The following is a 26,068-nucleotide window of genomic DNA, read 5'->3' on the forward strand; positions in this document are numbered from 1 at the left end:
AGCTCCCCTTGTTAATAGTTGATTTGCAATTGTCCTGCAGGACTAAGCCACCTCGAGCCACACGTTTTCTCGATACCCATACAAAGCTGTATTACTTCCTTATATGAATTAATATATTGTTCTTTCCAATGAGCACAGGACTGACTTTATTTCGCGGGTTTAAATGTGTCGTTTAACGTAGTTGCCGCAGTATGTTGGCTGAAATTCCAACGATTGCCAGACCTCGTAAGCTTAAAAATCTCTTCGTTATTGAGTTGTCGAGAGAGATGAGCTATGCTCTGTATTTTTAAACCGGCCCGTGTTGCCTGGCGGCTTTTCCTCCTGCGCACGAACTTGGGTTGCTTAACCTGGTCTCCTTTTATCAGATTCCCTTGCCATGAAATCGCCAACTCTCCCGATAAATAAATCCTGTCTGATGTGTTCTCCGATACTTTGCGGTCAAAGGATAGATGTATCTTTACTACCAGCACCTGCCCGGAGAAGTTTTCGTTCCGTTGGATTAAGTAGGTTACTGATGGACGCAGGCTAAAACTACGCCATTATGAAACAATTGTTACTTTCTGTTTGCTTTATAATCGTGCTTTCCAACAGCACTGCGGGGCAGTCGGTTGGGTGGCTTATGAAGGGGTTTCCTGCCAATCACATTTATAAACCTCCAGATACTGCAACTGCGCTGCGCATGATAAAGCTAGCTTCCGCTTGCCTGTTCAAAGCAGGAGAACTTGCAGTAGATCTTGACTCTGCGGCTGTCTTGCTACGGAATGCCCGTAAGGTTTTTGAGGCGGTGAACTATACTCCGGGCCTCAATTTGGTGCGCCCGATAGAAATTAATTTGGCGCGCGAGCAATTGAATTTTCCCATGTTAAAAACCTTCTTTTCAGGAACTGATATTCAGGAAAAGATAATGGTGAGTAAGCTATTAACCTGGGCTTACTGGGATCAACATAAAAAGGATAGCATTTCAGCGGATAGCGCTCTGCTTTATGCCAAAATGATGGAGCGGCTGGCGGTGGAAAATAGGTTTCCAGCCATGGCCAACGAAGCGCAGTATTATATTGCCCGAAGTTATTTGGCAATGGGTAATCTTACGCAGTTTAAGGTGCACATGCTTGTAATGGCAAAGTATCATGCAGATCGGAACGAACTGCGTTCCGAGTTAGATGTATGGGGTGTTTTAAATTCATTTTTAAAAAATAGGGATACAGTGGCCCCCAGCCGCTTTGAGGTTAATCAGCGAAGGCTCATATTAGCAAGGAAGCTGGGGATAAGGGAAATAGAAGTAGATGCCCTTTTTCGGCTGGGTGAACAGTATTCCCAGCGTGGAAGAAGAACTGAAGCAGAGAAAGTGCTGATGGAGGCATATGAAAAGCATGTGCCCGCCGGGCCTGTTAAACTTTATTCAATCCTCGATTTGCTTACCCGATTGCACCAGTCGGGTGGTAATGCCGATAAGGCTATCCACTATGCCTGGGCTACACTGGAGAGTGCGATAAAAGCGACCGATAACAAACTGACGCATGATAACTACCGGCTTCGTTTAGGAGAAGTCTTAACCAATTTCGGACGAAATGAATTGTTTTATGAGATGATGAGCGATTATATAGAAGGAACCCCGGAACAGCAGGCCACCAGCTGGTTCTACATTCTCAATCACGCAGCGGGGCTTCTATACCGTAAGAACCCGGCTAAAGCGTTGGCTTACCTACAGGATCGGCAGACAAATTTGCCGGCTCATCCGTTTTACAGGGCTTTAGCTAATAAAATGGCGGGACAAATCAGTCTTGACCTGAAAAATGTAGCGGGTGCTCGTAAATATATGCTCGCCGCCTTGGCCGATTCTAGCGCCCTGTACGCCAATAGTTCCAGTTACTTGTTGGCTGACATTTATCTCTATCTCGCGCAGATGGCCGGCATGGAGCAGCAGTATGATGAAGTGCTGAAGTATATCGAGCATGCCGATCGTGTACCCAAAAGCCTGGTGCCACTGTCGCGGGAGTTGGCAAGCGAGCATATGCGTTTTAAGGTAGATAGTATCAGGGGGAATTTTGACGGGGCATTGCTACACCATATTCGCTTCAAAATGCTAAGCGACAGTATCAACAACCTGGAAAAGATCGGACAAATGGAGGAGTTGAACATTCGTTATAAAACTGCCGAGCAAAATAGAACGCTCGGAGAACGTGCGCGCGAGATTGCCTGGTTAACGAATGAAACACGCCTGCGGGACTCACTGTTATATGCCACCAAATTTAATGCAGCACGGGAAGATACTTTCCAGTTGCAACGTATTGACGCGGCCAACCAACTAGCAAGACTAAGGGGCGATTCGCTTCATAATTCGCAGGAAGTGAACAGGTTTCTAAGCAGCAAATGGGATTTGCAAAATGATCTCCTCGAACAGACGCGGCGTACGCATAACTTGACTGTGACAGGAGCGGTACTCCTGGCATTATTGCTACTGCTAGGTTATAACCGTTATCGCCTGAAACAGCGTAGTAACCGGCAGTTGCAAATGCAGCAAAAGGTAATACAGACAAAAAATCAATCGCTGGAGAAATTGGTGACTGAAAAAGAATGGCTGTTAAAAGAAGTGCACCACCGCGTTAAAAACAACCTGCAGGTGGTGGCGAGCTTACTCAATATTCAGTCATTTTACCTGCGTGACGATTCCGCCATATCGGCTATTCGGGACAGTCAGCGCCGCGTTAACGCTATCTCGCTTATTCATAAAAAATTATATCAGTCCGACAATTCGGCGATGATTAACATGCCACAATACATAAAGGAACTGTTGTCATGTTTATATGAATATTCGGAAGGAGAACGTGATATTCAGTTCCGGACGGACGTGGCAGATGTTACGCTGAGTATCCGGGAGGCGTTGCCAATTGGTCTTATCCTGAATGAGGCAGTAACCAATGCTTTCAAATATGCTTTTGAGAAAAGTGGTATCATCACTATTACACTAAAGCCCGAAGAGGAGGGAAGCATGCTGCTTTCCATCGCAGACAATGGAAGAGGACTTACAATAGAGGTCGGTGAGGATACGCCTCCGTCATTAGGTATCAGCCTGATGCAGGGACTAGCCAAAGATCTTGAAGGTGAGTTTCAGATGCTGGACCGAAACGGTACCACTATAATTGTTCGTTTCCCACTCGAAGTATTAATAACATAAAAGACAGTATTAATACAGCATCTTCCGGGAAAGGCCTGAATACAAGCCCGAAGTGCATGGCGTTTTTCTCAAGCAGGCTCTCAGGTGATAACTGCGAAATTTTTAAGAAATAAAGTAATTGTTTTTCCTTTGTTCAGGAAACACTTATTACGGAATTTTTGTTTGATGCATTTATGTAATTGTTCGATTATCTTTAGAAACTGGTTTGAAAGCGATTCGTCACGGGTAACAAAAAGGAACAGCCCGCTCAAAATGAGCGAGCTTTTTTTATTTTACATTTAGCCTTATTGATCCGCGTTATAACCGCGCTAGCCTTGCACAAACTTCTTCAACACAACATTGCCACCACTGCTTCCCGCAATCTCGAAACCCAATTTCTGCACCAGCTTTATCGCCGCAAAGTTACCTGGTGTGGTTTCTCCCACAAAAATCCTGATGCCGAGCGTAGAAGCGGCGAAATCCATGACCAGTGTAAACGCCCTTGCCATATATCCTTTCCCCTGGTATTCCGGAAGTAGTGCGCCGCCTACCTGTATTTCCCCGGTAGTCGTTTCGAAATGATGTAGTGCACAGTCACCAATGATTTTGCCGGGATCATCTACCAGTGCGATCGTCCAAATGTATTCGCAGTAGGACATGATGCGGTTGGTAAATTGTTCAGGTGTTTCGCCAGGCTCGAATGGCTTTTCCTCCTGGGTATTGTACAGCAGGTAGAAAGCAGCTGCGTCGGCAGTGGTGAGTGGACGAAGTAATATCTGGCGATCATTTAAGGTGGGCATGATAAGAAGGTTAATCAGCAAATTATTCATTCGTGGTTGAAAGGCAGCCGGGCCATAAGTCTGGAGTCGGTCCTGCATATAGCAATCCTTACAAAGATAGGAATTGTTATAGTACGTTATAGTTCACCATTTTCACTTTCAGATTTGTTTAATCGCTGCTATCGGATATATTCGTATCACCTTACCAATTTGATAGTAAATGAAAACAATAACCCGCATTTTTGCCCTATTCCTTTTAGCGTTCGCCACGTACCAGGCGGCGGCACATCCCGCCCGGAAGGAGCCAGCAGCCAACACAGCTCAAACATCTGACCTGGTACTGCTCGCCCGTGTATGGGGCTATCTGAAGTATTTTTCGCCTGCCATCAGCGAGCGAGATATAGATTGGGATAAGGTACTCATCACGCAGTTGCAATACCTGGATGAAAATTCTGCGGCTGGCATCGGGCAGCCACTCAAGGAAATGCTGGACGCTGCCATCCCGGTTATGCCCTCGGGGAAGAAAACCGGTGCCAGGCAGCTTGCTAAAGCGAAAGCGATCGAAAAAGTGAATGTGGATTACAGCTGGATCAGGAATGCGTCGCAACTTAGTACCAGCGATAAGGAACGCTTGTTGGCGTTAGCTGATCATTTTGCGCCGTTTCGTAATAAGTATGTAGATGCGCCGGAAGTGGCGCAACGGCCTTCGCCTGTTTTTAAGGAAGATAGCTATGGAAAGCAATATTTGCCTGAAAAGTACTATCGGCTGCTGGCACTGTTCCGCTATTGGAACATCATGGAATATTACCTACCCGCTAAATATCAGCAGAATGGTACGTGGCCGCAAACATTGGCGAAGCTTATCCCCGAGTTCACCGCTGCGGATACAGACCGGGCATATGGCCTTGCGCTGATGAAACTGAATGCAGCCATCACCGACGGGCATACGATCATGCCAACCCGCCCTAAGTTTAATGAGCTTATATTCGGAAGCCGGTTAGTACGCCTCCCGTTTAGTATGGGCGTGATCGGCGATACGGTGTTGGTGACGCACATGGATTCCGGGTTTGCCGAAATAAGCGGCATGCGCAGAGGCGATCGCATATTAGACCTGAACGGAAAGCCGGTACGTCAGTATGCCGATTCCTTAAAAGCTTTTATGAGTGAACCGCGTGACGTAATCAAGGAATTTCATCTCACAAGGTCTGGCATGTTGCAAAGAATACCCGCACCAGCAAATCTGATGCTGGTTACCTTTGAGCGGGCGGGGAAACAGCACCAATTTGCGATGGAGTACAAAGAGAAGGAACAAGCAATGTATGCCCGATCGGCGCGTAATTATATGCTCAGGCAAGTGGAACAAGAAAAGCAGCAACCTGTAAAGCCAGCCATGCGCATGCTCGAAGGTGATGTGCTGTTCATCGATCCATCGAAATGGACGGGTACCATGGCGGATACTACGCGCAAATTGCTGGCAAAGGCAAAGTCACTGATTATTGAATGCCGCACTTATCCCAATTTCGATTTTATCAACTTTACGAGTTTCCTGTTCAAGAGGTCAACAAAATGTCTTGTCTGGAACCGGGTGAGCGTTTATCCAGGTCTGACAAAAACAATGGATTATGTTCGAGGGCCGGACCATACGATACATTTCAAAGGCCCCGTGGTGGCGCTTATTTCGGAAGCTTCGCTCAGCCGGCCAGAGATGTTGACCATGATCATCAAAGCACGTGGGGGTAACACCAGGCTTATAGGCCGTGCTACGGCTGGCGCGGATGGGGACGTGACACCCATTCCAATGGTAGGGGACCAGCAAATGTATTTTTTTATCTCCGGGTTGGGCGTGCTCTATCCGGACGGTGGTTATACGCAGGGGATCGGTATACCGCCCGATATTGAGGTGCCTAATAGTCTCGATCAGCTGGATGGTACCAGGGATGTGATATTTGAACGGGCGGTGGAATACCTTGCTTCACAACAATACTAGTCTTCTGCCAATATGGGGTTGACCAAAAAGTAAAATGAAGACTTTGAGATCGCTTAAACGATGACTTGTCGCCATCAGATACCCGAATAAATCAGGGCTGACCCATACTTTTTGGTCAGCCCTGATTTATGTAACGAAGGTTAATTTTCTTTGTCAACAGGCACATGCCTGCGGCGGTAAAGCAGGCAAGGGTGCTTACTTCACCCGGTACGTTAAAATATCCGTCCCTTGCATATTCCTGATCCACTGTTTGGTTTCCCTCGTTTCCAGTACCTGGCCATTATCATAAAAGTCACGGCTGTAACATAGATAGTCGCCGTTCTTCGTTGCACTGTCAATGATCCAGATATGCCACATAGCTGCGCCGGATTGGAGTGATACAATTACTTTTCTTCCGGCTTTCAGTTCTGCATCAATGGTCTGAAACAGCTTGTCGAAGGGGAATTGCGGTGACCTTGGATTTTTGAACTGGTGGGTGAAGGTGATGCCTTTAATGGTTTTGCCGTCGAAATCGCCAAAGGTGCCGGTGTTCTTATTCTGCCAGGCGTTCTGGAAATCATAGAAGTCAGCGTTCACTTTGTTGTTGTACTTCAGGATCATCTCTACAGAAGATGGAATGCAGGAGGATTGATATCGCTGGCGGTGTTTTTCGGCGGTGGCTTTAAGGGATCGGGTCGAAGTGGTTTGTGCGCACAGCGACAGGGAAAGCAGGCAGCTAAGCAGGAGAAGGGTAGTCTTTTTGTACGTCATAGATTAAATGTACTGTATAACCCACGTAAAACAAAGAGGGCCGGCCAAAAGGCCAGCCCCGTCTTACTTTCCATTATTCAATAACTATCCTTTACGCGCCATTTCGATCATGGCGGCCAGTTCTTCCACGGCTGCTTCTTCACCACCGGTAAAGCCCGCCAGCTTAAACCGTATCCTTCCCCTGCCATCGATCACAAATTTCGCAGGGATGGCGGTCACCCCATAAGCTTCTGCTGTCGATTTGCCATCTTCCGGCTTAGGATCGAACAGCACGTTAAAATCATATCTGTTAGTGTTGATGTAATTCTTCACAATAGTTTCGAAATCGTCTGCCTTTTCCCAGCAATCGATAAACAGGAACTGTACATTTTTATCAGACTTAAATTTATCCTGCGCCTTTTTCATCGCCGGAAAAGAAGCCTTACATGGGCCGCACCAGGTTGCCCAAAAGTCGAGTACCACTACTTTTCCTTGCAGGCTGGCCAGCGACACGGTATTGCCGTTCATGTCCTTCAGTGCGAAGGCGAGGGCTGGCTCGTTAATCATTTCTTTCGCGGCCTTGTCGCGGATGGCAGACTGCATGCGTGTTTTTAAACCGGTAACGTAGGTGTCGAATGGCTGGTCACCATGATAGATTTCCTGCAGCATTTGCCTGGTGGCGGCACCTGCATTGCCTTTGATTACCGAGGCTTCCAGTTGCGCCTGGGCCTGCAGCAGCTGACCATTGGCTTTAAGGATGCGTGCATAGATGAGAAAGAATTCAGTGTCCTTCGTATTGTCGCTGGCCGCTGCTTCGTTCATGAATGTTAAGGCCGTTTTGATATCACCTTTCCGGAGCATAAGATCTGCGTAAGTGCGTGCTGCGTAAGGGAATCCAACAGAAGCGAATTGTGCTTCGTTGCCCGGTTTGCCCAGAAATGGACGGGCACTTTCGGCGGCGCGCAGGAACAGGGGAGTGGCGCTTGCGGTGTCACCTTTCCGCAAAAGGGCGGTGCCGATTTGCATTAAGCCTTCTCCCATCCAAAATTGTTCTTCCAGGTCATTTGCATAGGCGAGTGCTTTGGGCGTATTGCCTGCATTGACGAACTGCGTGCCCACGCCAGCGCGCACATAATCGTAAATCACGAATACGCCGTCATAGTTCTTTCGCGGGAAAGCAGTGGTGCATTTTTTAATCAATTCATCGCGTTTTAAAAGATCTTTTTCTTTATAGATACCGGCCAGCAGGCTGTCGCGCATGATTTTTCCCTTCGGGAATTTTTGCCGGGATAGTGCAACGACGGAATCGGCTGCTGCCTGTCTGCCCAGCTGTTGGTAATAGGCAAACGCCTTCGGAAAGTCAGCTTCCGTCGTGCTGGCGGCAAGCGTTTTCATGTTGGTGATCACCTGTTGAGGCTTTGCTGCAAGTCCGGCGAGCAGTAATGAAATAGTGAGTAAACTTTGTCTGATGTTCATGTTACATGGAGGCTTTTGCGGTGATAATAGAGTAAACAACGTTTTTGCTGTTAAGGATTTCTTCCGGTGTCATGGGTTCGTTCCGTTTGTTTCTAACGCAGATCGCCATCACGTACGTGCTGCCGGCTGGGAACATGGCCGGAACCGGTCGATAGACGCTCCCGGCGGCCAATGCAGGGGCAGTCGCCGTTCCGGGTATCGTCACCGAATCTCTCGAAAAACTATACGATCCCGTAGGGAAAGGTTTGTAATCGGTGCTGAATTTAGCATTGTAAGCATCCACCAAAGCTTGCGTGGAAATGCCTTCCATCGCGAACTTAGCTTCATAACCGAGCGGCCTGTCAAGCGTAACTTTCATTAACGGCGTAAGCGTTTGCGGAAAATTATTGTACACGGTTTGTACCAGGTTGTTCCTGCCGGCGGAGAAGGACTCTACCCATGCGTTGGCCACGGTGACATTGTACTTTACAAACATGATCTTACTTTTCAACACGTCAGCCGGGATGCTGGTGAGGGTTACCGGCACCACGTACCGGTAGCTGCCCACGGCCATAGCGGGTAAGCTGGACGGCAAGATGCAAATAGAATCAGGCGATGTATATTTTCCTGTCGGGATGATGCATTTGCCGCCATTCACCGTAGCGAAAGCGCCTTCCGCGAAAAGTGGTGATTTCGTGTGATACAGGCTGTCGTAAATTTGAAGCAGGGCGGCGTTGGCGGACACACTTGCAGTAACGGCAACGGCTGTGGTGGACAGGCGGCCTGCCTGCGCAAAGAAAGCTGCCGGCCGGCCACCTTCGTGCAATACTTTACCATCGGAAATGACCAAACCGCCATCGGCCGAGGGTAGCTTGTTATAGGCGCCCAGGCTTTTCACCACTTCGAATGCCAGCGGGTCGCTTATTTCATCTTTCTGGCAGGATGCTATGGCTATTACTGCCAGTAAATATATCAGAAGACAACTCTTTTTCATGCGTCGTTTTTTTAACGTTGATTCTGGATGATAGCCGGATTGTTGGCGATCATTTTTGGTTCGAAAGGTAACAGGTAACGGGGCGAACCGGCGGGCAGTGTGGCCAGTACATTGCTGGTAACGTCCGACGTTCTTTGCAGTGTTCTGGCAAAGGCACTTTCCTGGTTTAATCTTTTAAGATCGAAGGTGCGCAGGCCGCCGCGGAGGAACAATTCCCTTCTTCTTTCCAGTAACACCGCGCTCAACGCATCCGCATCGTTGATGTAAGTAAGCGACACATAATCAACCGGCTTAAAACGTTTCTGACGTAACTGGTTCAGTAACGTGATCGCATCACTGCCTTTATTGCCCGCGCTAATCCCTCGGCCTTGATCAGCATCATTTCGGGTACACCGATGCTGTAGTTGAACTGCATGCCGTTATTGTTATAGGGCAGGTAGCTATAGCGGGCGTTTCCGTTTATGCGGTAAAAGTTATACACGAACCTCAAATCCTTGTTGCCCAATACGGTGTTCAGGTCATCGCTGATAAAGGGGGTATTTTTGAAGGCCCCGAAATACTGGTAGTCCACGCATATTTTGGCAAACAGTATTTCCGGATTGTTCGTCTGTTCAATCAACAGCATGGGTTTGTTATAAATGCCGACTTGTGGATTGGCATTGCTGTAAAATATAAAGCTGTTGTAATCGAGTAGGCCAGATCGTTTGGCGAGTGCCGAGTCGGCTTGCTCCTGAGCCTGCACGTATTGCCCGGCATACAGATAGGTACGGGCCAGCATAGCGTGTGCAGCAGCTTTGCCGGGATGAATAACATCTTTTCCAACACCAGGCAGTGAATCGCTGTCGATCGCATCGGTGAGGTCGCGTACGATTTGTTGGTACACTTGCTGTACGGTAGCTCTCGCCGGTTTGGCTGCTGCTTCCGGTGCCAATACCAGCGGCACGGCCAGATCGCGGGAAGCGGAACTGGACTGGTATGCAGGGCCATACATGTTCAATAACTGGAAATAATAGTAAGCGCGATTGATCTTCGCCTGCGCGCTGATCACCGATTTTTGCGCTGGTGTTCCGCCCTCTGACTGGTTGATGTGGTGTAGGATCACGTTCATCTGGAGTATCCATTTGTACGCATTGCCATACATCGGATCTGTATCGGCCAAATCCCAAACGGTAGGCGCCCACAGGTAAGCGCGGGTGTAATAGGAGTTTGGATTGACAACCGTCAGCTGTTGCTCGGGAATCATAATATCATCGCTCACCAGGTCGGCGATCACAAAGTTAGGTTCGGCCATGCCGCTGGTGTTCAGCATCTCGCCAAGATCTTTGGTTTGATTCAGATTGATCTGGTTCGTGTCTGGCCGCACGCCCAGGAATTTCTCGCAGCTGCTCGTCAACAACACGAGCGCAAGCATGGGTATTGAAAAAAGTTTCATTGTCATTTCTTTTAAAGGTTCACATTCACACTTAACATGTACTGAAGCGGCTGTCGGATGCCTACCAGGCCGTTGTCCGTTACAGAGGTCGGATCAATGTTATACTTGTTGCGCGTCCACAGGGCGACGTTCTGCAGCTGCATGGAAACGGTAAGTCCTTTGATCGATGCTTTTTTCAGCATCGCCGCCGGGAACATATACCCCAGCTGTATTTCACGCAGACGGATGTTATCGGCAGATTCGATCGTGTTGGTGGAATTCTGGATAATCAGGTTCCTGGACGTGCTGCCATTGGTCATTGCCGGCACGTCTGTAAATGCCTCGTCGCCCGGCTGGCGCCAACGTTTGGCGATCAGTTCATTTTTGTCCAGGCTGCCCGAAGCGGCAGGCATGTAAGAGCGGAACACGTGACCGAGATTAAACATGGCGCGCGCACTCAGGAAGAAATTTTTATATTCCAGGTTCTGGATCAAAGCGCCCGTCCATGGAGCACGCAGCCTGCCGCTGTACACCAGGCTGGTGGAGTCGGGCGTAGCTATCTTTTCTCCTTTGCCGTTAAAGATCTGCGGATTTCCCTGGTTGTCGAGGCCCGCCCAGCGGTAGCTCCAGAGGTTGTCTGTCGCATAACCATCGTGAATGCTGGTGAGGTAGCTCCTGTTGGCCGAATAGTTCACATGCGGCGCATTCAGTACTTCGTTGGTGTTGTAAGCGCCGTTGATGGTGCTCGTCCAGCTAAAATTCTTGTTCTCGATAATTCTGCCCACTACCTGTAATTCTACACCCCTGTTCAGCATTTCACTATAGTTATATTGCGCGCTCAAACCCGTCGACGGATCGGTAGGGATGTTGCCATTCGTTAAACCAGTGCGGATGTTGTGATAATAAATCATATCCATCAACAGCCTGTCTTTGAGAAGCCCCAGTCTTACATGTGCTTCCTTATTGCGCTGGTACTGCGGCAATACCTCGAAGTTGGTGATGCTGACATTGCTGTACCCACCGCCTTCACGTGGCGCGTTGGTCGACATCATCAGGGCTATTCCCTGGTAAGGATTGATGTCGGCTACTGTTAAATCCAGCATCATGCTGCTGATGGTGCGCGATTTGAAAAAACGCTCTTTTGTTACATCCCACGAGAGGTTGCCCGACCACTGACTTTTACCTTGCGAAGGTTTGTTATAACGCATGGTGAGGAACAAACGGTCGCCAGAAAATGACGCTTGTACCTGTCCGCCGGCATTTGTGCTGGTTTGACCATTCATCTGCGCAGGCAAGTAACTGCTTACGAAAATAGCGGCGGTGTTCCACTGTGGCTGCTGGCTGCGGCTCATTACCACGCTGGGTGGTAGTTGCGGCAAACTGATCACCTCATAATCAGCCTTTACTTTCAATGTGCTGATCCAGGGGATGTTCAAAAAGTTTTCGTGATGAACGAGCCAGGTGCCCGATGCTACATAGTCTGTAAGCTGCGCGTAATCGCCGTTGCCGCCGGTTACCGGCATAAACACGGCACCGTAACCCGAGCTTATTTCGTACCGATCGTTGAAGGTATACGCGACGTTCGCGTTCAGGTTCGCATTGCGCACTTTACTCTCTGCGCCTAAACCACGAAGTAGCAATTCTGACGGATATACTGATCTTCCCAGGTAGTTTACGAATGAAGTTTGCCCTGTATGGAGGATGGGTAAACCGGTACCGGTGGTTGTATTGTAACCGTAATAGGTTGTGTCGGGTGTGGTAGTACGGGTTTCGCTGCCCGCCCCTACACCGGCGCTCGCCACCAGCAGGTGTTTGCCGGCCAGTTTCTTACGGAAGGATAAGCCGGTACGGGCATTCCAGATATCTGTATCAATGCGGGAACGGCGCAACATGTCGCCGGGAGGTACATAGAAGTCGACTACATTACCGGAAGTGGCATTGCGAAACAATCCATGATCGTTGATACGTTTGCGTTGTGAGCTGGCCCCCATGCCTTCCCAATAGTCGGCGGTAAACCGGTTGGGATTGTATTGTACGTTAGCCGACCATTGCAGGTTTTTAGTAAGGTCCCAGGCCATGTTAAACCTGGAGTTGGCACCCGAAGTACGATTACGGGTGTGGCTGTTGTGCAGGTCTTCCAGGGCGTTCATACCGTAGTTATAGAAGCCCAGCGACTGCATGGTGTTATTAAGCTCCGGACTCACTTCGTACTGACTGTATACGTAGTTGCCATCCGGGCCAATCAGCATTTCATACGGGTCCATAAAACCCACGTTGGGGCTGCCCGGATTCAGTGATTTATTGAAGTTTGCGTTCAGATCGATCTGTGCGCGCAGTTTGCCTTTCAGCAGTCGCCAGTCGTTTTTCAGGTTCAGGATGAAGTCTTCGGATTTGCTGCCCTTTGCATTACTCATCGCATTACGGTAAGTGCCGCTCACATTAAAGCGGTACGCCTGCGAGCCGCCGGCGAGTGACAATGTGTGATTGTGAGAGAATACGTTCTGCTGCAACAATTGAAGCTGGTCGCGGTTAGACAGTAGCGACAGCGAATCCCATTGCTGCTGGAAGACGCCGGATGTGATCGTGCCTTTTTTCAGGGCATAGAGCATGCGCTGAGCGGGCGTAAGGTTGTTCATGTTCGGCGCCTCTACGTAGTTGGCCAGTCCTTTATCGTACGCCTCTTTATAATAATCTAAAACATCTTTGGTAGATGCGAGGTGCAGTGCGCCATTGCTGTTATCAGGCTTGGGTGCGAAATAAGTGTTGAAGCTGTAGTTGATCTGCATTTTGCCAGGCTGCGCGCCGGTTGTAGTAATCATGATAATACCACCTGCGGCTTTCGGTCCCCATTTTATACATTCTGCCGGATCGCGAACGATCCTCACCGATTCTACGTTGTTCATGGGATAGTCGGCCGGAAAGTTGTCCTGCGGAAATCCATCTATCACGACGAGCATGCCTGACGTACTGCCGCCAAACCCACTGGCGCCGCGCAGTTCAGGAACAATGCCGTTATTTGTAATGGTGTTAGTAAAACTGTGATTGTCTGTAGGTATGGACGATCCGCCGGGCATGGCCGTAGTATGCGCCATGTCGTGAAAGTATTTGAGATAATCCTCGTACGTCGGATAGCCCTGTGCTGCGACGTCGATGCCCATCCTTACGAATCGGTCGTACAGGTCGCGCAGTGGTGCGCCCTTGTAAACCATGTCTACCTCTGTTTTGATATCCGTTTTGAGCGTAAGCCCGGGAACGCTGCCTTCTAATACCTGTGATAATGTTTGGTGGCGGCGGTGCGTTAGTTCAACAGGTGCACCTGCGGCACGCCTGGAGGTGATTACCGCTTTTTCCAATTCCTCGATCGCGGGTTGCATTTTTATCTTTAGTACGATGCCCGCGCTGCTGCTGTATTTCAGGTCGTCTTCCTGCGGTTTGGCAAGTGTGTAAGCAGTATAGCCGCCGCTCGTGGTCTTAATACCTACGGCAATGGGTTTGTAGCCAAGACTGCTGATGATCAGCACCGCATTGTCGGGTAGATTATCGAGGGAAAAATAACCTTTACTGTTCGTCATAGCGCCCAGGGTAGTGCCTTTTACCCTGACGGATGCATTGCTCACCGGCTCGCCTTTGTAGTCTGTGATGGTGCCCGTTACGAGGGGAATGGTGACTGGTTGCTCTTCCATCAGGTCCATGCCCGCTACGAGCATAGCCTTAACAGGCCTTCCTTTCGGAATGATGGAGATCGTTTTGCTCGTGATTTCATAACCCAGCGGCTGGTCTTTCAGGACTAGTTCCAGGAAGCTATGCAGCGGCATATTAGTAGCGTTGAAGGACACTTTTCTGGACGCGTCCATGAGATCCGACTCGAAAAACACGTGATAGCCCGTTTGCTGGCGGATGGCGGAAAACACCTTTTTGAGATGCATGTTTTTGCCCGCCAGCGTTACAGATTGTGCCCTGCCCGACGCATATACGTTCAGGAAAAACACGGTGAGCAGGAATGCAGTTATTTTCATGACCAGCATTATTTTTTTGAAAGTAGCGCTGGCAGCGGGCCCTGGCGATACTAACGAGATTTTGGTGAGTGGCCGGCGCTCAGGTTGCCAACGGTTGGTGATGGCAATAGGGCTCCCCGGCCAAATCGCAGTTTTTTGCATAAATTGCAATTGATTTGGTTGTTAAATAATGAGTGACACTAAATCTTCCACCGTCACGGGTTCCAGCCGTGGCGGTTTCTTTTTGCTGATGTGTTTTTGGATGTTCTTTAACGATCAGGTAAAGGCATAATTCACCCTATGGCCCGGTTGGGAGGCCAGATCCGACTATGTGCATAGCAAACGGTTTATTTTATAATGACAAGCTTTCTGTTTTCCTCAATCCTGAATTTCAGTTTTGTTCTGCCAAGAATCTTTAAAAGCTCTTCCAGGCTTACGTTCCGGTCTATTTCGCCGCCAAACCGGATGTCGGGCACGCCATGCTCATAAACGACGTCTATGTCGTACCAGCGTTCCAGCAGGCGCATAGATTCTTCCAGCGTGAGTTGATCGAAGTTGAAGGCACCGTTTTTCCAGGCCAGCACGCGATCAGTATCCACATCGGTTTGTACGGTAAGGGCGGATGTGCCTGAATGCGCCAGTTGCGCCTGTTGGCCAGGTTGCAGCACAACCGCTTTGCCGGCGGCTTTTACGCTTACGCTTCCGTTTAATAAGGTTGTTTGGATGTACGACTCGTTAGTGTATGCATTGATGTTAAAATCAGTACCCAGTACTGCTACTTCTTGCTGGTTATTAACCGATATAAAAAATGGTTGGTTGGCATGTTGTGCTACTTCGAAGTAAGCCTCGCCGGTGATGGTTACCCGCCGTTCTTTGTTTGTAAACGCAGTCGGGTAGCGGATCGAGCTGGCGGCGTTTAGCCATACCGCACTGCCGTCGGGCAGTAACAGCCGGAACTGGCGGCCTTTGGGTGTGCTGATGGTGTTGTATTGCAACTCGCCTTCGGTCTGTCCCTGGCTGTTGTACTGCAATTGACCATTAGCGAGCATCACCTGCGAGCCTTGTTGTTGTGCCACCAGGCCGTTTTGTAGACTGTCCAGCACAATTTCCGCACCATCTGCCAGTGTGAGGATGGCCCCATTGCGGCCGGGTTGTATGTCTTTTTTACTTTGAGCGACTGTTGTTGTCGACTGGGTTGGATGCGTGCTCCAATACCATGCGCCCGCTGCGAGAAGCAAGGCTACGGCGGCGGCTGCGGGCCAGTAGAAGCGGCGTGTGGACAGGCGTTTTACCGGGTGCATACGTTCGTGCAGCAGCCTGGTGAAGCGTTCCCCGCGGGCTGCCGGCTCTGGTGTGCTGTATTCTGACTGGATGAAAGTTTCTTCAAGTATCGTTTCTATAAGCGGGCGTAACTCCGCGTCGTTCATATATTGTAACAGCAACTGACGTTCCGGCTCCGAAAGGCTGTCGGAAGCATATCTGGCAAGTAATTCCCTGAGCTGTTGTATGTCCATAGTTAGGTCTTGGGCCGGTCCGCTTTGGTCGTCCGTTAATAAAGACGCAGGAAAAAGGAGACCGGACAGGGTAAATTGAAAATATTTTTTAGCGGGATAGAAAATGTGCGGTGAGGTACAGCGCAAAGGGCGCTGCATGGCGGTAAAAGTATTGTCGCAGGGTGTTTAAAGCCGCCACCATGTGAAAATTCACCGTTCGCCTCGAAATACCCATGATCTCCGCTATCTCTTCGTAGGTTTTACCTTCCGTGCGACTAAGGTGAAAAGCCGTACGTTGCTGTGGCGAAAGGGTGGCCAGTGCTTTTTCCAGGAGTGATTGTACTTCTTTGAATTCGAGGTGGCTGTCGGGCCGCATGCCCGGCGTTTCGAGAAAGGCCAGGGCATCGTCGGAAACGGGTTGTTCCAGGCGTTTGCGCATGGCCGATATGACCTGGTTGCGCGACAAAATGAACAGGTAACCGCGGAAGTTGTCGACTTCCGTGAGCCTGGACCGGCCGTTCCAGATTTTCATGAAAATGTCCAGCACCAGTTCTTCCGCAAACTCGGGAGACTTGGTATAAGTAAGCGCATGTAAGTAAACATCGTTACGGTGCTGCCCGAACAGGAAGTTGAAAGCGGTTTCATCGCCCTCGGAAACCCGGAGCAGCAGTGCCTTTTCGTCGTATGATAGCTCTGCGGGCAATAGATTTGGTTGATTCTGTGCCGCAAGCTATAAAATATCCGGCAGAGTTTTATGGATTTGCTGTGGTGTGTTTTACGTAGTTGAGCAGATCTGTTTGAGCCGTAACCGGGATTACTCCTTCGGTGGATGCCTGTGTTTTACCATCCAGTACCGCCTGCGTCATGTCCACGAAGTTTTCTATGGCGTTGGGGGAGAAGCCGGCCCCTTTCAGTACATCCGCCCAGCCTTCCCTTGGTACATGTTGAACCGTGATCTGTTTGCCCAGCACCTGGCTGTAGGCATTGGCCACGTCTTGCGGGGTGTATGTTTGTGCCGACTGTAATTCGTAAACCGCATCCTCGTTTTGTTCCTCGACCAGCAGCCTGGCTGCCAGTGCTGCCACGTCCTCGGGCGCCACCATGGCCAGCGGCGTATCTGGCGGAAAGAAGGAGGGGAGTTGTCCTGTTTCCTGCATTACGGGCAGGTAAAGTGCCCAGTTCTTAAAATAGTAAGCGGGACGGATGAAGATGCGGCGCAGCGGTGCGCCATCAAAAGCGCGTTCCAGCATATGTGATTGCAGCAGGTTGCCTGTCCCGGTATCATGCTGGGCACCATAGGACGAAATGCCTACCACCTTGTTTACTTGTGCGGCAATAGCGGCTTCGCGGTAATGTTGTAAAATATCGCGCGTTTCTGCGAGCAGGTCTTTTTCCTTACCAGTTTCGGGGGTGATGGCGAGCAGGCTGGTGCCACCTTGAACGGCGGCTTTCAGGGCGTCTTTATCATGCAATTCTGCCAGCGCATAGGCTGCGCCTTTGTTTTGAAGTTCCGTGGCCGCCTGTTCTTTACGAACAATGCCCTTTACGGGAGCGCCGTTTTTCAGCAGCTGATCAACAATAGCACGGCCTACAGTGCCGGATGCGCCGGTAATAACATGCATAAACAATGGTTTGGCGCTGATCGCTCAAATACCATACCGCGGCCATACGGATGAGTAGGGGAAAGAAGCTGAAGAGTGCGACGCAACGGCGGCTGAAAAAAGTGCAGCGGGTGATGACCAAAAGTATCTATTTGTCGCCGCCCGCAACGATCTGTCCATTTTTCAACACCAGTTGCACATCGAACAGCGTGCGTGCGAAGTCTTTTTCGAGGTCGCCGTTGAAGATGGCAATGTCAGCATCAGCACCAGCTTTAATAACGCCCAGGCGGCCTTCGCGGCCAAAGGCTTTGGCAGCATTCCAGGTAGCGGCGCGCAGGGCATCTTTGACCGGTAAACCTTCTTCGACGTAGGCGGCAATCGTTTCTTTTGCATTGTGGCCACGCGGTGTTTCCTGCTCGAAATACGCGTCTGAGCCGGCGACGATCATTACGCCTGCTTTGTGAGCGCGCATCAGTCGTTCGCCGAGTGGCTTCAGTTCTTCGCGGATGGCGGCAGTATCCACCGGCCTGTGCATACCTTTAGTCATTGCGATGGCACTGCGAAGCGAAACGTCGGTAGGCACCAGGTACACCTTCTTTTTCGCCATGAGTGTGAGGATGCTATCTGCCATGCCATAACCGTGTTCGATGCCGTCAACGCCCGCCATGATCGCATCGTACATCACTTTCGTACCGCTGGCATGGGCCGTCACCGTGGAACCGTAATCATGCGCCGTTTTTACGATAGCTGCCATCTCTTCGCGCGAAAGTCCCAGCCGCTCGCCCCAGGCCACGATCTTGATCACATCAACACCGGCGTTGATATGCTCCTTCACCGCCCGAACGGCGTCTTCCGGGCCATTGATGACGCGATATTCGCCTGCGGTGATATCATCATACTTACTATAAGGAAGCTGGTAAAATTGTCCGTCCACGGCACTCAGGATAGGGCCGGAACATAACATGCGCGGCCCTGGAATATAACCGCGACGGATGGCCACCGATACTTCGAGATCGAGGTACTCGCCGGAATTACCCAGGTCGCGGATGGTGGTGAAGCCTGCGTTGAGATAGGCCTGGGCAAAACCGGCAGCCCGCAGTACCCTGCGCTCCGGCGAGTTCATGAGCCCATCTATAGCGAGGTTTTCCGATGTGCGCTGCTGTAACAGGATATGGGTGTGAGCGTCGATGAGGCCTGGTGTTACAGTTGAATTCGGGTAATCCAGGACACGCGCATTCGCCGGTGCTTCCAGCTTCGTTCCCACGGCTTTGACCTTGCCGCCTTCAATCAATATTTCCTGCTTGTCGAGGAACACATTTTTCTCGGCATCGTAAAAGCGACCGGCTTTGATGAGGGTGGTTTGGGCAACAACTGCGTGTGCGAATAAAAGAAACGTGATGGTGAGGCGTAAGTTAAGCATGCTGTTTGGTTTCGTGGACATTCGGGATTAAAATACAACGTGTGCCGGATATACGCAAGTGTGAAATGCAAACCGCCATACCTGTGCGGGCATGGCGGTTCACGAAACATCAGAAGTTCAGTTGTAATCAGAAGTTATTGAGTGCGAAAACTCTTAGTGCGGTCGGAGTTTTATCGGTCCAGTTGCCTGTAAACACCACTGTGTAGTTACGGTTGGGCGCAGGATTCCATGTATAAGATACCAAAAGGCTATCGTTTGCCTGGTTGCGTATTTCAAAAATGCGGCTGTTCGCAGTCGGCGTTACCCGGTATGGTTTAAAACCGGTCAGCTGCTTGTAACCCAGGTCTGTCAATTCTTTAGGCGCAGCACCTTTAATGTTCACCGAAACAGGCTGGCTGGCCGGAGACGCGTGTACGAAACGGATACCCGCCGTGCTGTCCGTATAAAAAGGAATCGCATCGCTGGTAAAAAGTGTGTCGGGACGAGTAGTGTCGCCGATCAGGTAAAGCGTGCTGATGCTGCCCGGTGCCAGCGTAAATCCGCCCTGGAAGAGCGCCCTGGACGTATCGGAATTTTGTACCACGTACATGGGTACTTCGCCACTGCCGGTGGTAAAGGAAAATGCGGCACCATAAGCAATCGTTTTAGCGATGGTGTAAGGCGTAAGCGGACCGTTTGTGAGAGATGGAATAATAGGCTTGGCATTGGCCATTACGTTTACTACGGTAATGGTGGACACTGCTTTTACCTCGTTTTCGCTGCTACAGGAGGAGGAGAGCACTGCGAGTGCTAAAATGGCTGGTAGACACTTGAAAAAATTCATGGATCGATCTGGTTGAATATTGATTAAATAGGCCGATACAGGCTGTTTATGACAGCGCCGGCGTATTAGAGAAGCGTGTCGCAGGTAATGGTACTATCCGGATTGTAAATTTTTTTTGACAAGCGCTCCATTCATCCTAAATAGCTTTGGTTTTTTCGCGAAAAGCTGTACCTTAATCCTGCAGATGATGAACGTATGGCCCTGTGAATGAAGTAATCCTGCGTCCTTTGATAATCTGATTTAATTCGCGATATTCACAATTGTAACCAAAATTATTCCGCGCAACGCCATTAGCACAGCAAGCACCATTCTTTTATGATACTTAACCAAAATAAATAATCGAACTAAAAACGAAAGAAAAAGTCAACGCCAATAGTACATTTTTTTGAAACAGTGAAAAACCGGTTTAGCTAGCATGCCACAAGGCAACCGTTTATGAGGAAAAAGGCCCCGTTTGCAAATTGTAGCAGCTAGACTTTTCAGGCAAACCAGAAGACTACTAAACTTATTGAATTCACGTATGAAACACACAGCTTTTCAATTGGCAGTCGGTATCCGCCATTCCCGCCTGCAGCCCACATTTTCGGGATTTAGTTAGCCGGCGATAGGCCCGCTCATGTCATGCGCTTTCCCAAAAGGCGTATAGTTTTTCCGTGCGTATCAAACTACGTGCGCCCATAACGGCGTGCCGGCAATTTATTGTCTTTTCGTGTCGCATGTAGCGTCCAGCAGCGTGAGCAGGCCGTGTATTGTCCAACAATGCCTTTCATTCCACTCAACCAAAAATAGATCATCATGAAAAAAACAATTTACTTCCACGAGCAAGCCAGTCGCAGTTTGCTAAAACGTTTTAAAACAGGCGTTTTCAGCAAATCGGCGTGGTTGGCTTTGCTGCTTTCCCTTTGCTGGAGCTTTACTTTTGCCCAGTCCCGGCAGGTAACAGGTACGGTTACCGATGCTAAAGGCGAGGGGCTTTTTAATGTCAACGTGCGCGTTAAAGGTACTACCAGCGGTACTTACACAGATGCCCAGGGGAAATTCAAGGTATCCGTTGCGGATAATGCCGCGGTGTTAGTATTTACTTATCTCGGTTATGAAGCAAAAGAAGTGCCGGTTGGCGAAGCGTCGGACCTGAAAATCGATCTGAAAGAATCGTTAAGCCAATTGACAGATGTGGTAGTGGTAGGTTATGGGTCCGTACAAAAAAAGAACCTGACTAATGCCGTTACTTCCATTAGCAGTAAAGACTTTTTGCAGGGCGGATTTAATAGTCCGCTGGCGCAGATAGAAGGTAAGGTAGCCGGTGTGGCGGTGTCCAACACAGCTGCTGCCGATCCGAACAACGGTGCGCAAATCCAGGTGCGTGGCGTAGGTTCCATCGGTGCCGGCTTTGAACCTTTGATCGTAATTGACGGTATGCCTGGTGGCGATCTTCGCAATATTGCGCAACAGGACATTGAATCGATCAGCGTGTTGAAAGATGCATCTGCCGCAGCGATTTACGGTACCCGTGGTGCGAACGGCGTAATACTCGTTCAAACGAAAAAGGGCAGGGCCGGTAAGGTAACACTCACGTACGACGGTTTTGCAGAACATGATGCCGTGGCCTCCAAGCCCGATATTCTTTCTGCAACAGAGTTCCTCGCCAAACAGCGCGATACCGACCGCGGCGCCCGCACGAACTGGTATGATGAGTTGATCCGGAAGGATAATTTCGGGGTGAACCACTTCCTTACGGTAAGCGGTGGTTCGGAGAACAGCATCTTCAGACTGTCGGGTAACTTCCGTAACAAAACAGGTATAGATATAGCGACCGAGCGCCGGGAGTATGGCTACCGCGCTAATTTTCAGCAGCGTGTGCTGGACGGCCGCCTAGAGTTTTCGGGCAACCTGTCACAAAGGGTGACGAAGGAAGAGTACACTAACTACGACGCCTTCAAAATGGCCGTGAAACTCAATCCCACGCTCCCGATCATGGATCCGAACAATCCGCTCATGTACAACACGCTGCAGGGTTTTGATACGTACAACCCTGTGCAGAACCTGAAAGCGCGCGAGAACGGTGCTGATCATAAGTATTCGATCATTGACCTGAACATCCGGCTGAACCTGCTGAAAAACCTGAATACGGAGCTAAAATTAGCCCGGCAGGGACATGAGCGCCTGGGCCGCGAGTATCATACTTCTAAGTCGGCAGAGTCGGTGCAGAACAACCGTACCGGCCGCGCACGCCTGCAAAATGAAACCTGGGAAGACTATACGCTCGAGTGGCTGGGCAACTACAGCCTGCGTGTAGATAAACATGACATTACCGTAATGGGTGGCTACACTTACCAGGAGTTCAATACACAGGGCTTTAATGCCGAAAACATGGACTTTATTTCCGACGCTTTCAGCTACAATAATATCGGAACAGGCGCCTGGAACCTGCAGAGCGGTCGTCTCGGTATGGGTTCCTGGAAGAGTAAGGAAAAACTGGCGGCGTTTCTTGGTCGCGTTACTTACAACTACGATGATACCTACTTCTTCACAGGGTCGCTGCGTTACGAGGCCAATGGTAAATTCGGTAGCGACAACCGCTGGGGTTTATTCCCTGCATTGTCCGGTGCGTGGCGTATTTCCAACCTGGGTGCATTGCGTGGTAACAGCGCCATCAACGAGTTGAAACTTCGCTTGTCTTACGGCGTGGTAGGTCGTTCAGGCTTCCCCCGTTACACCGCACTGGCGCGCTATTCGGCCTACGGCAAATATCGCGACGACAACGGCGAATGGATCCAGGTGTATGGTCCGGGTAATAACTATAACCCCGTACTGCAATGGGAAAAGGCGGTGGCGTACAACCTCGGTGTAGACTTCGGATTTTTCCAGAACAGGTTAACGGGTAGCATCGATGTGTTCGAACGCCAGAGCAAAGAATTGCTGGATAACTACGATGTGCCGGTAGGGGCCTACCTGCATGATCGTATGTTCGTAAACGTAGGTACTGCCAGTTCGCGTGGCGTGGAGTTAACGACGAACTACAACGTGGTTAACACCAGTAAATTTAACTGGACCACCACGGTAACTGGCTCTTATATCAAATCTAAACTGAAGTCATGGTCGAACGCGCAATACACAGGTAACATCCGTTATCTGCAGGATTTGCCATCACCTGGTAATCCGGGGCCTGGTTACAGACTCGAGCCCGGTATTGAACTCGGAAGCTTCTGGGGTTATAAGTACGCCGGTGTAGACGATCAGGGCCGCATCATGGTTTGGAAAGATGGCATCGTAGGCAAGGAAAAAATCCTGGGCAGCACTGCCAGCTCCGGTACGGATAAAACCTACCTCGGACATGGTGCGCCGCATTACGAACTGTCATGGGGTAATACATTCACGTATGGAGCTTTGGACCTGAGCCTCTATTTCCGTGGCCGTTTCGATTACAAGATCATGAACCTTTACCAGATGTACTATGGTTTGCAGGCAGAGCCAGGCATTAACCTGTTGCAGGATGCTTACGGCCGTAACGATCATATCAAGTCACCAAAACTGATCACCGATTACTTCCTGGAAAATGGAGACTTTTTCCGGTTAGATAACCTGGTGTTGGGTTGGTCGCCAAAAGTACCGATCAAGTATGTGAATAGTTTCCGCATTTATGGCGCGGTGCGTAATGTGTTCACGCTCACCAAATACACTGGCTTAGATCCCGCTGCTGTAGGCATTACCGGCTTAACCCCCGGCTATGGCAACCTGGATGTTTATCCTATTACCCGGACGTTCACATTTGGCGCACAGGTTAATTTCTAGTATCCACTTAAAAAAGATGAAAATGAACATAAAGAAGATAGGCACCCTGCTGCTTGGTATAACGCTGTTATCCGGCGCCTGTACGAACCTGGACGAGGAGCCGTTTGACATCCTGCCCTCGGGCAATTACTACCAGGATAAAAACTCTGTAATTGCAGCTTTGCTAAGGCCTTACGAACATGGCCACTGGTGCGGCTGGGATGGTGATCGCTGGCTGCTGTCCGAACTTACGGCCGATAACTTTGTTTGGACGCAAAAAGGTAAACACGGCTACGATGGCGGCGACTGGATTCGCCTGCATGGCCATAGCTGGAACGTGGACGATGGCCATATTAACGGCGGCTGGGTAGGCCCGTACCAGGGCATCGGGCAATGCAACGTAATTTCTGCTGACATCGAAAAGCTCGACTACGCCCGCTTCGGCCTACCGGAAACCGACAAGGCACAACACCTTTCGGAGCTGCGCACGCTACGTGCCTGGTTCTACCTGTTCCTGATCGATTACTTCCGCACGGTACCGATCTACAAAGAGCCGCAGAAAATCGAAGCACAAAGCACCCCGCAGGAGGTGTTCAACTACATAGAAACGGAGTTGAAAGAATCGCTGCCCGGGTTGCCGAAGAATGGGCATGCCGGTCGTTGGGACCAGGGTGGAGCGGCGGCGCTGCTCGTGCGTTTATACCTCAATGCAGAAAAATGGATCGGCACGCCCAAGTATACCGAGTGCGCCACCATCGCCCAGGAAATTATCGATGGCAAGTACGGCACCTATTCCCTGGACGCTGACTACCGTGGCCCGTTCCGTTCCGGCTTGAAAAACGTTCGTTCTCCGGAGAACATTTTCGAGTTTCCCCACGCGAAAAATATCTACGAATTGGGTTGGATATACAATGCCACCATGCACTACCAGGCCCGTTATTCGCTGGACAACGACTGGGGTGGTTGGAACGGCATTCATCTGACACCTTCGCGCGATGTAGATGGGAACCTGCTGCCTTACAAGCTGGGCATGCCTTACGAGCGCTACGAGGCTACCGACTATCGTAAACAACCATTCAAAACTACCGATGCTGCCGGCTCCCATGAAGGATTTTTCCTCGTTGGTCAGCAGTATGAGTTTAACTATTCGCGTGGTTACGGTTTCGATAGTACGAAGCCGGTGAATGGCACAGAGGAGTACAATGGTAAACCACTCGCTTATGTGGATATGGTAGGCCGTTTCTCTGAAAAGCCCGGTGGCCGCTGGGCCGAAGGCTCGCACGTAACAACCGGTGAAGAAAATTCAGGCGTAAGGCTCATGAAGTTCCCCTGGTTGCCGATGACCAAAGAGTTGTTCCAGTTCAACTCTGTACCGGAAATTCGCCTGGCCGAAATTTATTACTCGCTGGCTGAATGTAAGTACCGCGCCAACGATAAAGCAGGTGCTGCCACCTTGCTGGATGCAGTGCGTAAGCGCAACTTTCCCGTGGCTGCCTGGGCTGGTACCAGCTATGCGGCCAACCTGGCAAAACTTACCGACGATGAATTTGTGATCGAACTAGGTCGCGAGTTTATCGGCGAACGCCACCGACGCACCGACCTCGTTCGCTGGGACCGATTTGGCGCCGAGTGGTGGGATAAGCCTGTAGATGGCAAAGACCGCAGCGTGTTCCCGATCCCGCAACGCGCGCTCAACTCCAACCCATTGCTCAAGCCTAACGGCTATGAGTGATGATTAGGTTGGTTGATAAAGGCAGGCGGCCGGTGTAATACCGGCCGCCTTGTTTTTTTATCGGCTTTTATCTTTCTCTTCAGCCGCCGTTGTGTCACTCACTTCAGCAGCTTCACGCTATTTCCCCTTATCATAATAATGCACCTTCGCAGGCTTTCCGTCCTTACCCGTTCCCGACTGTTTCGTCACGGATGGATGAAACGTAAGCTGCCTGATATATAACGTACAAGCGTAAACGATAATGGCAATCAAAGAGGTGAGGAGTAATCCGAATCTTAATTTACGTTCGCGTGTGCGTCGTTTGTTTTCCTGTATGCGTTGCGAAACGAGCGGCCAGTCTGCATCAGCATTGAGGCTTTGTTTAAACTGCTGCCCTTCCGCGGAATTGATGCGCGCACGAAGGGTATGCCACAGGGAACGGACTTCCTGATCTTCACTCGCGTACTGCTGTAATACAGCTGTATCCGCGGAGGATAGGTTGCCAGATATTTCGCGTAATAATAGCGTATCAATTTTTTCCCTCTGATCCGGTCGCATATGATGGCGGTGGTACTGTTTCCTGTTTTTCTTCTTGTCTTCCTGCTCATTCGTCACAGGGCTTGCAATCTGTATTTGCGCTGACTCGTCCTATGAGCCCTATCTGCATACAAAATACAAAATCTGTGAAAAAAACGAGAAGGAACTTTTGCGCCTGAACGTATTTAACACCAATGCGAAAACACTT

General features: G+C 50.0%; 17 protein-coding genes. 4 read left to right on the forward strand and 13 right to left on the reverse strand.

What is annotated here, in order from left to right:
- The first annotated feature begins 541 nt into the window (after nt 1-541).
- Nucleotides 542-3,175, forward strand: coding sequence for a tetratricopeptide repeat-containing sensor histidine kinase (locus MKQ68_RS01735; RefSeq protein ID WP_264281815.1), 2,634 nt, complete (start codon nt 542-544; stop codon nt 3,173-3,175).
- Between the two features lie 308 nt (nt 3,176-3,483).
- Here MKQ68_RS01735 and MKQ68_RS01740 read toward each other — a convergent pair whose 3' ends face one another.
- The gene (locus MKQ68_RS01740) at nt 3,484-3,954 is read right to left on the reverse strand and encodes a GNAT family N-acetyltransferase (protein ID WP_244837128.1); all 471 of its coding nucleotides are present in this window, start codon (nt 3,952-3,954) and stop codon (nt 3,484-3,486) included.
- Nucleotides 3,955-4,153: 199 nt separating this feature from the next.
- Here MKQ68_RS01740 and MKQ68_RS01745 point away from each other — a divergent pair, with 199 nt between their 5' ends.
- Nucleotides 4,154-5,920: a S41 family peptidase gene (locus tag MKQ68_RS01745; RefSeq protein ID WP_264281816.1), complete on the forward strand. Its 1,767-nt coding sequence runs from the start codon at nt 4,154-4,156 to the stop codon at nt 5,918-5,920.
- A 195-nt stretch (nt 5,921-6,115) separates the two neighbouring features.
- On the opposite strand, the gene MKQ68_RS01750 is transcribed toward MKQ68_RS01745, so the two are convergent.
- The 11 genes from MKQ68_RS01750 to MKQ68_RS01800 form a co-directional block, all read right to left on the reverse strand.
- Nucleotides 6,116-6,670: a C39 family peptidase gene (locus tag MKQ68_RS01750; RefSeq protein ID WP_244837125.1), complete on the reverse strand. Its 555-nt coding sequence runs from the start codon at nt 6,668-6,670 to the stop codon at nt 6,116-6,118.
- A gap of 84 nt (nt 6,671-6,754) precedes the next feature.
- Nucleotides 6,755-8,125: a TlpA disulfide reductase family protein gene (locus tag MKQ68_RS01755; protein WP_264281817.1), complete on the reverse strand. Its 1,371-nt coding sequence runs from the start codon at nt 8,123-8,125 to the stop codon at nt 6,755-6,757.
- A 1-nt stretch (nt 8,126) separates the two neighbouring features.
- The gene (locus MKQ68_RS01760; RefSeq protein WP_244837123.1) at nt 8,127-9,098 is read right to left on the reverse strand and encodes a DUF1735 domain-containing protein; all 972 of its coding nucleotides are present in this window, start codon (nt 9,096-9,098) and stop codon (nt 8,127-8,129) included.
- An 11-nt stretch (nt 9,099-9,109) separates the two neighbouring features.
- Complete coding sequence (locus MKQ68_RS01765) at nt 9,110-9,457, reverse strand: RagB/SusD family nutrient uptake outer membrane protein (protein ID WP_349773813.1); 348 nt, start codon at nt 9,455-9,457, stop codon at nt 9,110-9,112.
- Nucleotides 9,415-10,530 carry a RagB/SusD family nutrient uptake outer membrane protein gene (locus tag MKQ68_RS01770; protein ID WP_264281818.1) on the reverse strand — a complete coding sequence of 372 codons (1,116 nt, stop codon included), beginning with the start codon at nt 10,528-10,530 and terminating at the stop codon, nt 9,415-9,417. The genes MKQ68_RS01765 and MKQ68_RS01770 overlap by 43 nt, the downstream gene beginning before the upstream one ends.
- An 11-nt stretch (nt 10,531-10,541) precedes the next feature.
- A complete protein-coding gene (locus MKQ68_RS01775) occupies nt 10,542-14,525 on the reverse strand; it encodes a SusC/RagA family TonB-linked outer membrane protein (RefSeq protein WP_264281819.1) in 3,984 nt (1,327 codons plus the stop codon).
- A 326-nt stretch (nt 14,526-14,851) separates the two neighbouring features.
- Nucleotides 14,852-16,018, reverse strand: a complete 1,167-nt coding sequence (locus MKQ68_RS01780) for a FecR family protein (protein WP_264281820.1) — start codon at nt 16,016-16,018, stop codon at nt 14,852-14,854.
- Between the two features lie 88 nt (nt 16,019-16,106).
- A complete protein-coding gene (locus MKQ68_RS01785; RefSeq protein WP_264281821.1) occupies nt 16,107-16,700 on the reverse strand; it encodes an RNA polymerase sigma factor in 594 nt (197 codons plus the stop codon).
- Nucleotides 16,701-16,749: 49 nt separating this feature from the next.
- A complete protein-coding gene (locus MKQ68_RS01790; RefSeq protein WP_264281822.1) occupies nt 16,750-17,619 on the reverse strand; it encodes an NmrA family NAD(P)-binding protein in 870 nt (289 codons plus the stop codon).
- A gap of 127 nt (nt 17,620-17,746) precedes the next feature.
- Nucleotides 17,747-19,018 carry an amidohydrolase family protein gene (locus MKQ68_RS01795; protein WP_264281823.1) on the reverse strand — a complete coding sequence of 424 codons (1,272 nt, stop codon included), beginning with the start codon at nt 19,016-19,018 and terminating at the stop codon, nt 17,747-17,749.
- Between the two features lie 127 nt (nt 19,019-19,145).
- Nucleotides 19,146-19,841: a DUF4397 domain-containing protein gene (locus tag MKQ68_RS01800; RefSeq protein WP_244837107.1), complete on the reverse strand. Its 696-nt coding sequence runs from the start codon at nt 19,839-19,841 to the stop codon at nt 19,146-19,148.
- A 795-nt stretch (nt 19,842-20,636) separates the two neighbouring features.
- Here MKQ68_RS01800 and MKQ68_RS01805 point away from each other — a divergent pair.
- Nucleotides 20,637-23,633, forward strand: a complete 2,997-nt coding sequence (locus tag MKQ68_RS01805; protein ID WP_264281824.1) for a SusC/RagA family TonB-linked outer membrane protein — start codon at nt 20,637-20,639, stop codon at nt 23,631-23,633.
- Between the two features lie 16 nt (nt 23,634-23,649).
- Nucleotides 23,650-25,344: a RagB/SusD family nutrient uptake outer membrane protein gene (locus MKQ68_RS01810; protein WP_264281825.1), complete on the forward strand. Its 1,695-nt coding sequence runs from the start codon at nt 23,650-23,652 to the stop codon at nt 25,342-25,344.
- 117 nt (nt 25,345-25,461) lie between these two features.
- Here the strand turns inward: MKQ68_RS01810 and MKQ68_RS01815 are convergent, their stop codons facing one another.
- Complete coding sequence (locus MKQ68_RS01815; RefSeq protein ID WP_264281826.1) at nt 25,462-25,881, reverse strand: hypothetical protein; 420 nt, start codon at nt 25,879-25,881, stop codon at nt 25,462-25,464.
- Nucleotides 25,882-26,068 lie beyond the last annotated feature (187 nt).

This window comes from Chitinophaga horti, from assembly GCF_022867795.2.
Taxonomy (GTDB): Bacteria; Bacteroidota; Bacteroidia; order Chitinophagales; family Chitinophagaceae; genus Chitinophaga; species Chitinophaga horti.